We start from the raw sequence: 11,573 nt of genomic DNA, 5'->3' as shown, positions 1-11,573 counted from the left end.
TCAAACGACCCGAGACACTCGTCGCTCTGCGTAATGGCCGACGATAAGGAACAAGCTGAGCCAGGCCAGGATCGCGCGCGCGCCGACCATGCGCGTGAACTGTGCGCTCTTGCCTTCAGCGCGAAGAGGTGTGCGGCCGAGGGAGTCCAGGATGTAGTTGGTGTCGGCTTCGGTCATGTGCCAGGTCTCGGGGTTCCGGCGAGGCGGGAACTTCTGCAGAAGCGTGGCGGCCTCGGCGCCGGCCAGCTTGCGCGTGGTCTCCGGCGGCGCTGTGAGCGTTGCGGTGGTCATGCGACGAGCCCTCCGAAGAGGGTGTTCAGCGAGTCCTCGTTGTAGGCGGAGGCTGCGGGAGCCGGCGGCGGTGCGAGCTTCTTCGCCTCCCGCCGGGCGTGATGCGCCAGACCTGCCGAGATGACCTCGTCCCGGCTCGGGCGGAGGTACTTCTGGAGCGTGCGCTGGTCCTTGTGGCCGAGGATGTGCTGAACGTAGACCAGCGACATTTCGGGATCCTCGGTCATGCGGTAGGTAGCAGTGTGCCGCAGGTCATGGAGGGTCCAGTTCGCACCCAGGAGCTCGTTGGCGCGGTTGAACATCATGCGGGCCGTGTCGTACTGAAGAGGCCGCCAGGGGCGCCGCAGAGTCCACCACAACAGCTGGTCGCGGCCTCGGGGGACGCCCTTCTTCCAGGCTTCTTCCTGGTAGAGCCGGAGCCAGACGAACGCGTCAGGCGAAGCGGGGAGTTGCTGATAGTCCCTGGTGCCTTTGCGGATCACGCCGATGAGCTGCTGGCCGGGCAGGGCGTTGCGTTCGGTCGCGGTCAGCAACTCCTCCGAGCGGGCGGCGCTGGAGACCCAGAAGGCGAGCAGGGCGCGGTCGCGGTGCGAGCGCAGGCCGGCAAAGACCTCGGTGTACTTGTCGTCCGGTATTCGGCGGGGGATCCGTTCCGGGACGGTCGGCCGGTAGCGGCCGGTCCGCTCGTGCTTGAAGTCGTCGGCCGGGTTGTGGTGGGCGTGAGGCCGGCCCTTTCGGCGGTTGCGGTCCAGAGGGAACGGATTGACCAGCAGCTGGCCGCTGTTCAGGCCGAGGTGGAAGTCGTAGAAAGTCCGCAGCACGGTTTCGCAGTGGGCCCGGGCGCTGGGCGCGCACTTCTTGCCGATCGTCGGTTTCCCGGTCACGGGGTTCGGCGTGCCCGGGGCGAGGGCCTGTGGCTTGCGCCGGGGTACCTCTGAGAGGGCCTTGCCGCGGTGCCGCCAGTGCACGCGTACGGGCTTGTCGGCGAGCTGCATCCACAGGGTGAAGTCGCGGGCGTCCTCACGGACGGCGCGATCCCACTCGATGCCGTGGGCCCACAGGAATCGCCACCAGCGGAGCAGGTCGTTGCCGTACGAGTACAACGTGGTGGCAGGGCTGTGTGCGGCGAGCAGGTCCTTGAAGTAGACCGCGACCGGTTCGACGCGTCGACCCTTCGGGTCGATGAGCCGGTACGGCTCCCAGACGTCTCCCGTCGATTGCAACCGTCCGATCTCGGGCAGCACAAAGGTCTTCAGATCTCGTTCAAGTGTCCTTGCATCACGCACTGCGGGAACTTAACAGAAACAGCCTCTGACCTGCGAAAATGCGAAGTTGGTTCGGTCAATACACCGCAGGTTCAAATCCTGTCCCCGCTACTGACCGAAGGGCCCGGGCGCAGCCGGGCCCTTCGCCGTATCCGGACACCGCGCGCGACACCCGTTCCGTCCTGTGGGGTTACCTGACGGTTCGCTGGGCGAAGGTGTTCGCAGGTTGAGGAGGCCGGCCGCTAAGGACCTGGTGACCGACGTCGGCTTCAACTACCAGAAGGCCAGGGAGGTCCCGGCGTTCGTACCGCCGGCCGGACTCGGCCCCGGGCAGTACCGGATGATGCAGGAGGACGTGGACCGCTCGCAGGAGTTCCGCAAGTGCATCGAGTGCTTCCTGTGCCAGGACACCTGCCATGTCGTCCGCCACCACGAGGAGAACAAGACCGCTTTCGCGGGCCCGCGCTTCCTGATGCGGATCGCCGAACTCGACATGCACCCGCTGGACGCGGCCGCCGGGACGGGCCTGGACCGGGGGGCGCACGGCCCAGGACGAACACGACCTCGGCTACTGCAACATCACCAAGTGCTGCACGGAGGTCTGTCCCGAGGGCATCCGCATCACGGACAACGCCCTGATCCCGATGAAGGAGCGGGCGGTCGACCGCAAGTACGACCCGCTGGTGTGGCTCGGCTCAAAGATCAGGAGGCGGGCGCCGTAGCACCGCGAACACCGCGGCCGGGGCGCTGGGCCAGCACCTGCAGGCCCAGGCCGGCCATGGCGGCGAGCCAGCCGCTCCAGGCAAGGACGCCGTACCCCTGGCCGAGCGGGCCCAGGTAGATGAAGACCGCCCAGCCCGCCGCGCTCAGCAGCGCGCCGTAGCCCGACAGCTTCGGACGCAGCACCCGGGCGCGGGCCCAGGGCACGACCCAGCCGGTCGTGACGCTCGCGATCCCGACCACCGCGAGCAGCCCGAGGACCACCGGGGCGCCCACCATCAGGTACATGTTCATGACGATCATTGTGTCACGAGACTCAGAGCCTGGGACAGGTTGTGTTCCGCTATGGCGCGCATGGATTCCGTCAAAGGGAAGTGCCATCTTCCGCGACGCACCCCGTCATCGAACCCACATCTCCTCGTAGGCCCGCCAGTCCTCCTCCGTCGCCGCGAAGTCGACGTACAGGGCGACGCCGAAGCGGACACGGTCGGCGTCGGTGCGGGACAGGCCGAGGCGGACACCGCGTACGGCGGCAGGGACGGTCTCCGCGCGGGCCCGGTGGCCGAAACGGTTCTCGTGGTAGAAGGGCAGGCCCATGAGGAGGTCGGTGGTGTCGGGGGTGACCTCCAGGGCGAGGCTGGTCTGCTCGGCCACGTAGCCGCCGTAGAGACTCTGCAGCGGCTGCATGGTGTCGTACGACATGACGGCGATCTGGTCCACCCGGCGGGCCACCTGCCCGAAGTACGCCTGCGACCACCACTTGGGGTGCCCGGTGGTCGCGCCCCAGAAGGAGTGGAACGCGGGCAGCGGGTCGATCTGGTGGGCGGCGACGGAGAGGACGGCGTGCCGGGCATGGGTGAGGGCGCGCAGGTCGTCGAGGAGGGCGAGGTAGTCGCGGTCACCGGAGTGCAGCGGCTCCAGGTCGAAGTGGACGCCGTCGAAACCGGTGGCGAGGACGCGGCGCGTGGAGGCGAGGATCGCGGTGCGGGTGGCGGGTCGGTCCAGGCGGAGCCCGTCGAGGCTCTCGCCGGCCAGCTTGTCGCCGAGCCAGGCCTGGACACGGACGCCGGGCGCCGCCCTGTGGAGAGCCGATATCAGCCAACGGGCCTTCGGGTAGGCGGAGTCGGGCAGCGTGCCGTTGTGTTCCAGGGGGCCGGAGTGGATGTACAGGTCGCGGATACCGGTGCTCTTCAGACGATGGGCGAGGGCTTGGACGTCCTTGTCCGTCTTACGGCCGTCGACCCAGGCGTGGCCCAGCCAGAGGGCGTCCTGCCGGCGGGTGGTGGTGCCGGGTTTGGGGGTGCCGGTGTAGTTGAGGCGTAGAGCTGTTTCGGCGGTGAGGAGGGAGAGGAGGACCAGCGTGAGGAGGGTCACGAGGGCGGCGAGGGTGTAGCGGCGGAGGGTGCGGCGAGGGTTTCGGTGGCGCGCCGCGCCTTCGCCTTCGGCGGGGACGTCGTTCCCACCCGCACCACCCGAACGGCCCGTGCGGCCTGTGCGGCCCGTGCGGCCTGTGCGGCCTGTGCGGCCCGTGCGGCCTGTGCGGCTTTCGACGTCGGGTGCGGGTGGCCCCTCCGCCGTGCCCCCACCATCGACGACCTCCGCGACCCTTCCCCTGCCGTCCATTCTTGCCCCCTGTCCGTCTCGTCCCCCACCCGTATCCGTCCCGCTCGCGGAGGCGCCTACCTCCCCATGCGCTCCGAAATGTGACGTCCTCCCTCATCCGGGGCCGGCCCCGGCGCGCCAGGGCTTACATAGCCAAGGCGCACATACGGGTGCGGGTGGCGTATGCCGTGCTGGGTGCCGTGGTCGGGGTCGGGTGGCTGATGTTGCCGGTGATGACGGTCGCCGCCCGGGATCCGGTTCCGGTGGCGACCGCCGGGACGGTCGCGGGCGCCTCCGCGCCCGAGCAGGACGGGACGTCCACGGCCGACCTCGTACTGCCGCTCCTCGTGGGGGTCACGGCCGTCGTACTGGCCGGATACGGCTACCTGCGCCGCACTCGACGACAGCGATCCCAGTCCGCACGACGACGAACGAAGGTCACCAAGCGCCACAGCATAGGCCGCTGACCCTGACCTTCCGCGTCGCTGGCGAGGCAGTGCACGCAGCCGTCCTCGCGGGGCTGACGCGAGTTCCTCGCCCGCCTCCTGGCCGTCACCGGATCAGCATCCAGGCCGCTCACGGACACTAGGCATGCTCCGGCACGCGGTGCTCGTGCTACGACGTGGCACAGGATGTCGAGCACGGCAGCCTTTGTGTTCCTGCACTACGACCACTTCGGCGAGGGCGGGGGGAGAGACGCGGTTGTCCCTCAGCCTGGGTCCTCGCGAGGCGCTGCACCTTCAGATCCCGGTCGAAGGGCAAAGTGCACTGCCCTCTGGCCAGCGAGCGCGTCCTCGGCTCGCTCGGTACGGCCTGTCTCGGCGTTGCTCGAAGTTCAGCCGCCGCCGACAGCCTGTCTCCGACCGGAAGGATGAGTGCGGTGGTAGTCGCCTTTTCAATGGTCAGCCGGGCGAGAACCCGCCGCTTGGGTCGACAACCCGCGCAGCAGGTAAGTAGGTGCGGGCGGTGACCGCTGAGAGCAGAATCGAGGTATGGGGGCCATTGTCGGCGTCCATAGAATCGCGCAACAGTTCGTCAGCTCGTACGAACTCGGATCGTGCTGGTTCGACGCGTTGCGGGGCGGCTTGGAGCTGGCCGGTTGGGAAGGCGTGGCCGACGCGCTGGGCGAGGGAGACTTGCGGGTCGCGTTCTTCGGGGACCTCTTCCGGCCGACTGCCGCATTGGCGTTCGGCGAACCGGCCTATGGCCCGGACGACATCCGGCCGGGCCTCGACCGCGACTTGCTGACGGCCTTCTACGACGCTGCGCTCGAAAAGGAACCCGGCCTCGCCCCGCCGGAGCGCGCCATGGGCGTGCACCGGGCGGCCACGGCGTTCATGCCCAGGCAGTTGCTGCGCTCCCGCACCTTCGCGGGACTGACACAGCGCGCGTTCATCGGCAACCTCCGGCAGGTGTCGGACTATCTCACCGACCCAGCAACCAAGGAAGCCGCGCTGCGGCGGCTCGGGAAGCTGGTCGATGACGACACCCGAGTCCTGATCGGCCACTCGCTCGGTTCGGTTATCGCCTATTACTCCAGTTGCACTTCGCTATCGCCGCTGGTCAAAGGCTGATTTCTGAGCATACTTAGCTGACGCGTTGTCATGTGGCTGAAGTTCGTGACTGGCGGTGCGGCGTTTGTAGTGACAGCGCATGGCGGTGGCCTGGTGTCGGCGTCGGAAGCACGACCATCTCAGGGCATGATGGGTGTGCCGTTGGTGGTGGCTTGTCCTGGGCCGGCAAGTCGCCAGGAGCCTGCGGATCTCTGCCATGCTGAGTGGCACGAGGAAAGATCCGTTTCTGCGGCCCCCTTTGCGTTGTCGGCCTGGGATGCCGTGACGGCAAGGAAGGCATGGGCGAGCATCGCGAGAGTGATGTGCCGGTACCAGCCCGGGTAGCGGCGGACTTCGTACTGGTCCAGGCCGCACTCGTTCTTGGCGCTCTGGAAGCAGGACTCGATTGCCCAGCGGGAGCCGGCGACCCGCACCAGCTCCGCGACACCGGTGCCGCTTGGCGCATAGGCCAGGTAGTAGGCGATCTCGTCCGGGTGAGCGATGCTGCGGCGGGCCAGTACCCACCGGTGGTGGGAAGGCTCGTCACCACCGAAGAAGGCAACAGCCGGGAGCTGGGCGGCTGCCCAGTCGTAGATGCGCTGGCCCTTGGCTCCGTCACCGCAGGAGAGCCGTTCCCAGGCTACGCCAGGGGCATCACCCATGAGCTGGTCGATGCGCCAGCAGCCTGCCAAAGACTTGACCTGCTGCGATTTCGGGACCGCGACGACGTAGCCCAGCCCGGCCTCCTCGAGCATGCGGCGGAAATGCCAGTCCTGGCCGTAGAGAGCATCCGCCGTCACCCACGCGATGGGCAGGGCTGAGGCAAGCGCCCGAGCGACAAGGCTCCGGGCGAGCTCGGTCTTGGTGGCAAAGGTCCGGGCATCGGGCACCCCGGCCGCGCGGCACCGTTCCCGGTCGGACGTCCAGGACTTCGGCAGATATAGCTCCCGGTCCACCAAGGTCCTGCCCCGAGACGAGGCATAGGCGGCGAACACAGCGACTTGGCAGTTCTCCGTGCGTCCCGCCGTGCCGGAGTATTGCCGCTGCACGCCCGCTGAAGCGGTGCCCTTCTTGAGAAAGCCCGTCTCGTCGATGATCAGCACACCGCTTTCATCGCCGAGACGCTCGGCCACATATTCCTGCAGGTCATCGCGGACCTCATCCGGATCCCACCGGGCCCGGTTCAGCAGGTGCTGCAGGCCGGCCGGTCCGTCGAGCCCGACGTACTCGGCGAGCTGCCAGCCGTTCTTGCGGCCGACAGGACCGAGCAGCCCACGGACGTAGTCCCGCATCCGCCGCCGCAGATCGACCCGGCCGAACCGGTGACCGACCCACAACAGCACCTCCTCAAGCTCCGAAGCCCAGACACCAGGCCGCACATCGTCTTGCACGATCAGCACAACAGCGATCACAAGCCACGGGTCACGAACTTCAGCCACATGACAACGCGTCAGCTGAGTATGCTCAGAAATCAGCCTTTGACCAGCAGCGATAGCGAAGTGCAACTGGAGTAAACAGGCCATCTCATTTGGCATGTTCGAGCAGGGCGATGTCCGGCTGGGTCGCGACCTTCTGCGCACCCAGCCGGGTTTTCGGCGGCGGTGGTCACCGGCAGGAAGACCAGCGCTCCCCTTCGAGGCGGTGCCCTGCACACGCGCGAGAGCGAACAGAACTCGTACGACGGTGTCCATACGCTTGATCTGCACCCTGCCGCCGTACCGCGCTCAAGCTGAGACGGCCCGCAGCAGCCAGGTCCTCACCGGCTCGTGCGCGGCCCCGCGCCCAGTCGCCGTATCGCCTTCGCCATACGGACCGGTGCGGCACGCGGCGCCGTGGACCAGGGACTGGCGGGCGCCCTGCGCGAGACCCTGCGGCGGCTGTCGGTGCGGGTGCTGGACCGGGACGCCTGAAGGGCCCTTCCCCGGTGGAAAGGGCCCTTCGGTGGCCTACTCGGTGCGCAGGCCGTCCGGGCGCATCAGCCTTAGCAGTGGTGGCAGGCTGAGCACGGTCACCAGCAGGACGACGGCGGTCGCGATGCCGGTCATCGACAGCACGCTCGCCCAGTCCACGCCCACCGGCTTGTGCGTCATCTTCAGCAGTGCCGCGCCCAGTGCCAGACCGACCGCGGTGGCCAGCGCCAGGCCGAGGCCGATCGGGATCGCCGTCTGCCACAGCACGGACAGGCTCAGGGTGCGGCGCCGGGTGCCGAAGGCGATGAGTGACGACAGCAGTTTGCGGCGTTCGCGCAGCTGCTCCAGCTGCGCGACCAGCAGACTCGCGCCGATCAGTGCCAGTACGCCGGCGGCGCCGACGAACAGGAAGGTGCGGATGGAGGCGTAGGTGTCATCGCTCTTGCTGGACACCAGCGTCACTGGGTCGATCGGCATACCGAGACGGCGGGCCGTGTTCCGCGCGTGATCCGGCGCGGTCGCCAGCCCCTGGTCGAGCGCGAGGTAGATCTGCCCGTGCAGACCAGGTGCGCCGCCCGAGGGCAGGGCGCCCGGCGTCAGCAGGAAGCCGTTGCGCTTGTCCCCGGTCGGGTCCTTGATCGCTCGCGCGCGCTTCATGTCGGCCGGTACCTTCCAGGGCGCCGGTCTGTGAGCGGTCCCCTCGGAGCCGTCGATCGAGTCGAACCACAGCGTGCTGCCGGGCCTGGACATGCCGGGCGCCACCTCCTCGCCGCCGCCGGCCGGGATGACGAAGGAGTCACCGTCCTTGCAGGAGGGGAGGGCGGCCACCTCGCGCAGGGACGCGCAGTCGGCCATGGTGATCGGGGCGGTTTTCTCGGCGAACTTGCGCCGGTCGGCGACGTAGCCCTCGTCGAACGCGTAGACCTTCGCGACGCCCTTGGTCGCCTTGAAGCCGGCCGCCGCCCGGGCGAGCGGGACCTGGTCCCATAGGTCCGCGTGCATCTGGGCCCGGGTGACGTCGTTGGTGGTGTGCTTGGTGTACTGGCCCTGCAGCCCGGAGAACAGCATCTGCAGGGCGATGGCGCCCGCCACCGCGACCGCGATGCCGTTGACCATGCGGGCGGCCGTTCCGCTGCTCAGCTGAAGTCGGCGGATGGCCAGTTGCCAGGCGACCCCGCCGGAGCCGAGCCGGTTCACGGCCCTCTCCACGACCCACGGCAGCAGCGCGGTCACCCCGACGAGCAGCAGCAGGACACCACCGGTGACCTGGTACTGGTTGAAGTCTCTGCCGTACCGGTCCTTGCCGATCATCGGGTAGAGCAGTGCGAGCCCGCCCACGGGCAGCAGTATCCGCCACCACAGCCGGCGCCGCGGGGGCTTCGCGGCGCGCACCACGCCGAGCGGCTCGATCAGCACGCCCCGCAGCGCGAACAGGGTGACCAACACGGCGGCCGCCGGGACCGCGACCGCGATGAGCAGGACGAGCAGGGAGGAGGGGATCAGATAGCTGGGGAACACGCTCACGCCGAACAGGTCCACGGACCCGGAGAGTTCCCGGACGAGCAGGAAGAAGACCGCGCCGAAGGCCAGGCCGGCCACGGAGCCGGCGAGGGCTTCGCCTGCGGCGATCCGCCGGGTCATCCGGCTGTCCGAGCCCACCAGCCGCAGGGCTGCGAGTCGCCGGTCGCGGCGCTCGCCGCCGAAGCGCACGGCCGTGGCGATGAAGACGCCGACCGGCAGCAGCAGCACCAGGAACACGACGAGGGTGAGCAGGACGAGGACGGGGTCCTTCTTCTCCGGGGTCTTGAACCCTGCGCCGAATCGGTCGATGCGTTCGACCCCGCCCCTGTCCTGCCTGACCACGAGGTGGTCGGTGCCGCGGTAGAAGGCGAGTTCCTGGGCGCCGATCAGTCCGGGTTCGCCGATGGTGCCGACGATCCGCTCCGGCAGCCGTTCGCGCAGCAGCTTCCCTTCGCCGGACTGCAGCAGCCGCTTCAGTGCGGGAGAGACCACTATCTCGCCCACCCCGGGAAATTTCGACACCCCTGGCGGCCGGGGCGCCTTGGGGCCCTCGGGCTGCAGCTCCCGCCCCCGCACCTCCTTGTCACCAAAGGCCGTCCCGGCCTCGCCGACCACCAGGGTGTTGTCCGCCTTCTTCAGCGGCGTCTTCATGCCATAACTCAGGTCGGTGCGCGCCGTCTCGCGGTCGTGCCGGACGGCCAGCGCGTTCGGGAGCGCGGTGAACAGCAGCAGCAGCGCAACGCCGAGCCCCACGCCGACGGCGGTGAGGAGCATCCGCACCCACCCCTCCCGCCCGCCGGTGAAGGCGAACCGGACCCCCATGGCCAGATCCCTGGACCTCCCCCACTCTCGGCTTCGCTTGAGCCGGCGGTGCCCCCTCCGTGCACTCATATGGCGCGCTCCATGTCCCGGGACCTGCCGTCGCGTACGACGACCTCGCGGTCGGAGTAGGCGGCGACCCGGGCCTCGTGCGTGACCAGCACGACGGCCGCGTTGGTCGACCGGGCGGCCTCCGTGAGCAGGCCCATCACGCGCTCGCCATTGAGGGAGTCCAGCGCGCCGGTCGGCTCGTCGGCGAACAACACCCGGGGGCCCGTGACCAGCGCCCGGGCCACGGCGACCCGCTGCCCCTGACCGCCGGAGACCTCGCCGGGCCGCTTCTTGCGCAGGTCGTCGACCTCCAGCCGCTCCATCCACCGGAGTGCGGCCCGCTCGGCCTCCTTGCGGGAGGTGCCGTTCAGGCGCAGCGGCAGCGCGACGTTCTCCACGCAGGTCAGTTCCGGCACCAGCTGGCCGAACTGGAACACGAAGCCGAACTCGGAGCGGCGCAGCGCGCTGCGCTGGGCGTCGCTCATGGTGGCCAGTTCGTGGCCGTTGTAGGTGATGGAGCCGGAGTCGGGCGTCACGATCCCGGCGAGGCAGTGCAGCAGCGTCGACTTGCCGGAGCCGGAGGGGCCCATCACGGCGACGACCTCACCGGGGTGGATGGAGAAGTCGGCGCCGTCGAGCGCGGTGGTCGGTCCGTACGCCTTGCGCAGGTCCTGGGCGGCGAGCAGGGAACCGGGAGGAGAAACACGAGTCACGCGGTCACCGCCTCGGCGAGCTTGTCCAGACGCGCGGCGGTCAGCTCCAGCCAGCGCAGATCCGCCTCCAGATGGAACAGGGCGTGATCGCAGATCAGCTGGTCCGCGAAATCGCCCTGGCGCTTGCGGTCGGTCAGGATCCGCATGCCGCGCAGATGCTCGGAGCGCTGCGTGTCGAGGATGTCGGCCGCGGCCCGCTGCGTCAGCAGCGCGAGGACGACCTTGCTGTACAGCAACGACTGCAGGTACGGCTCGGGCTTCTCCGGCGTCGCGAGCCAGCGCTCGACGTCGGTGATCCCGGCGTCCGTGATCGCGTACCGCTTGCGCTCGGGCCCGCCGCCGGGCTCGATCCCGTCGACCTCGACGAGCCCGTTCTTCAGCAGGCGGGACATCGTCGAGTAGACCTGGCCGTAATGCAGCGGCCGGTCGTGACCGAACTTCTCGTCGAATGCCCGCTTCAGGTCGTAACCGTGACGCGGGCCGGACTCCAGGAGCCCGAGGAGGGTGTGGCCGATGGACATGCGCAGCACTCTACACACCGTGTATACGCGCTATGTATACGCTGAGTGTGTAGATCATGGCGGGTTGTATGTCCATACAGGTGGGAGCAGGTGGGAGCAGGTGGGAGCCCTTTGTCACGATTCAGCAAAGAGGAATCATCCCGTCCGGCACTTGAGAGCGAGGCCGCTCAGGGTGAGGGAGGCCGGGGCGGATCCCCGGCGCGCCGACGGCGTCGGCGAGAGAAGCGATGTTTTCCGAATGCCGTGCCCTGCCGTCTAGCCTCGCGCTTTCATGCGGCAGGGTGTCCGGTGGATGATCAGAAACGCGGAGAGTGCCCCTGACCTGCAACGATGGGACTTGTCTAGGGTCCAGGTCGCCGCAGGAAAGAAGCACTCTCCAGGTGAAGAAGCGTATCGGGTCGTACCCGCGTCTCCGCGTCGAGGGCGGTGGCCGCGGGGTGGTGTCCCAGGCCGGCGGTGTGCTGCTGGTGGAGACGGTCCGCAAGTCCGGTCTGGATCAGGTGATATCGACGGCGCTGGAACCGTGGCGCAGGCCGCGGGCGGTGCATGATCCGGGCAAGGTCCTGCTGGATGTGGCACTCGCTGTCGCGTTGGGCGGGGACTGTCT

At 68.8% G+C, this 11,573-nt stretch carries 12 protein-coding genes and 1 pseudogene; 5 read left to right on the top strand and 8 right to left on the bottom strand.

Going from position 1 to position 11,573, the window contains the following annotated elements; all coding sequences use genetic code 11:
* Positions 1-291 carry a hypothetical protein gene (locus IE277_RS45670; RefSeq protein ID WP_189959909.1) on the bottom strand — a complete coding sequence of 97 codons (291 nt, stop codon included), beginning with the start codon at positions 289-291 and terminating at the stop codon, positions 1-3.
* Complete coding sequence (locus tag IE277_RS45665; RefSeq protein WP_229882563.1) at positions 288-1,514, bottom strand: tyrosine-type recombinase/integrase; 1,227 nt, start codon at positions 1,512-1,514, stop codon at positions 288-290. The genes IE277_RS45670 and IE277_RS45665 overlap by 4 nt, the downstream gene beginning before the upstream one ends.
* Before the next feature lie 277 nt (positions 1,515-1,791).
* Between IE277_RS45665 and IE277_RS45660 the strand changes: the two are divergent.
* Positions 1,792-2,278: pseudogene (locus IE277_RS45660) on the top strand (succinate dehydrogenase/fumarate reductase iron-sulfur subunit); the annotation flags it as partial.
* On the opposite strand, the gene IE277_RS45655 reads toward IE277_RS45660, so the two are convergent.
* Both IE277_RS45655 and IE277_RS45650 read right to left on the bottom strand, forming a co-directional pair.
* On the bottom strand, positions 2,259-2,570 hold the full coding sequence (locus tag IE277_RS45655) for a hypothetical protein (protein ID WP_189959907.1): 312 nt from the start codon (positions 2,568-2,570) through the stop codon (positions 2,259-2,261). The pseudogene IE277_RS45660 and the gene IE277_RS45655 sit on opposite strands and share 20 nt — an antisense overlap.
* A 105-nt stretch (positions 2,571-2,675) precedes the next feature.
* Positions 2,676-3,899: a glycoside hydrolase family 18 protein gene (locus IE277_RS45650; protein ID WP_189959905.1), complete on the bottom strand. Its 1,224-nt coding sequence runs from the start codon at positions 3,897-3,899 to the stop codon at positions 2,676-2,678.
* Between the two features lie 80 nt (positions 3,900-3,979).
* Here IE277_RS45650 and IE277_RS45645 point away from each other — a divergent pair, with 80 nt between their 5' ends.
* Both IE277_RS45645 and IE277_RS45640 read left to right on the top strand, forming a co-directional pair.
* On the top strand, positions 3,980-4,345 hold the full coding sequence (locus IE277_RS45645; protein ID WP_229882562.1) for a hypothetical protein: 366 nt from the start codon (positions 3,980-3,982) through the stop codon (positions 4,343-4,345).
* A gap of 525 nt (positions 4,346-4,870) precedes the next feature.
* Positions 4,871-5,452, top strand: a complete 582-nt coding sequence (locus tag IE277_RS45640) for a hypothetical protein (protein ID WP_189959903.1) — start codon at positions 4,871-4,873, stop codon at positions 5,450-5,452.
* Between the two features lie 119 nt (positions 5,453-5,571).
* Here IE277_RS45640 and IE277_RS45635 read toward each other — a convergent pair whose 3' ends face one another.
* The gene (locus IE277_RS45635; RefSeq protein WP_189959911.1) at positions 5,572-6,810 is read right to left on the bottom strand and encodes an IS701 family transposase; all 1,239 of its coding nucleotides are present in this window, start codon (positions 6,808-6,810) and stop codon (positions 5,572-5,574) included.
* Positions 6,811-7,197: 387 nt separating this feature from the next.
* Here IE277_RS45635 and IE277_RS45630 point away from each other — a divergent pair, with 387 nt between their 5' ends.
* Positions 7,198-7,341 (top strand): hypothetical protein, encoded by a 144-nt coding sequence (locus tag IE277_RS45630; protein WP_189959901.1) that lies wholly within the window; start codon positions 7,198-7,200, stop codon positions 7,339-7,341.
* 36 nt (positions 7,342-7,377) lie between these two features.
* Here IE277_RS45630 and IE277_RS45625 read toward each other — a convergent pair whose 3' ends face one another.
* The 3 genes from IE277_RS45625 to IE277_RS45615 form a co-directional block, all read right to left on the bottom strand.
* Entirely contained in the window at positions 7,378-9,684 is a 2,307-nt protein-coding gene (locus IE277_RS45625; protein ID WP_189959899.1) for an ABC transporter permease, read from the bottom strand.
* Positions 9,685-9,749: 65 nt separating this feature from the next.
* Positions 9,750-10,445, bottom strand: coding sequence for an ABC transporter ATP-binding protein (locus tag IE277_RS45620; protein WP_189959896.1), 696 nt, complete (start codon positions 10,443-10,445; stop codon positions 9,750-9,752).
* Positions 10,442-10,966, bottom strand: a complete 525-nt coding sequence (locus tag IE277_RS45615) for a PadR family transcriptional regulator (protein ID WP_189959894.1) — start codon at positions 10,964-10,966, stop codon at positions 10,442-10,444. Before IE277_RS45615 ends, IE277_RS45620 begins: the two co-directional genes overlap by 4 nt.
* Positions 10,967-11,346: 380 nt before the next feature.
* Between IE277_RS45615 and IE277_RS45610 the strand changes: the two genes are divergently transcribed.
* The coding region (locus tag IE277_RS45610; protein ID WP_189959892.1) for a transposase at positions 11,347-11,573 on the top strand (227 nt) is incomplete at its 3' end.

This window comes from Streptomyces alanosinicus, from assembly GCF_014650595.1.
Lineage (GTDB): Bacteria > Actinomycetota > Actinomycetes > Streptomycetales > Streptomycetaceae > Streptomyces > Streptomyces alanosinicus.
This window is presented reverse-complemented; position numbering and strand designations above follow the sequence as displayed.

Coding starts and splice junctions, on each gene's coding strand:
- IE277_RS45655 (WP_189959907.1), bottom strand. CDS start 2,570: ATGAACATGTACCTGATGGTGGGCGCCCCGGTGGTCCTCGGGCTGCTC.
- IE277_RS45625 (WP_189959899.1), bottom strand. CDS start 9,684: ATGGGGGTCCGGTTCGCCTTCACCGGCGGGCGGGAGGGGTGGGTGCGG.
- IE277_RS45670 (WP_189959909.1), bottom strand. CDS start 291: ATGACCACCGCAACGCTCACAGCGCCGCCGGAGACCACGCGCAAGCTG.
- IE277_RS45650 (WP_189959905.1), bottom strand. CDS start 3,899: ATGGACGGCAGGGGAAGGGTCGCGGAGGTCGTCGATGGTGGGGGCACG.
- IE277_RS45640 (WP_189959903.1), top strand. CDS start 4,871: ATGGGGGCCATTGTCGGCGTCCATAGAATCGCGCAACAGTTCGTCAGC.
- IE277_RS45615 (WP_189959894.1), bottom strand. CDS start 10,966: ATGTCCATCGGCCACACCCTCCTCGGGCTCCTGGAGTCCGGCCCGCGT.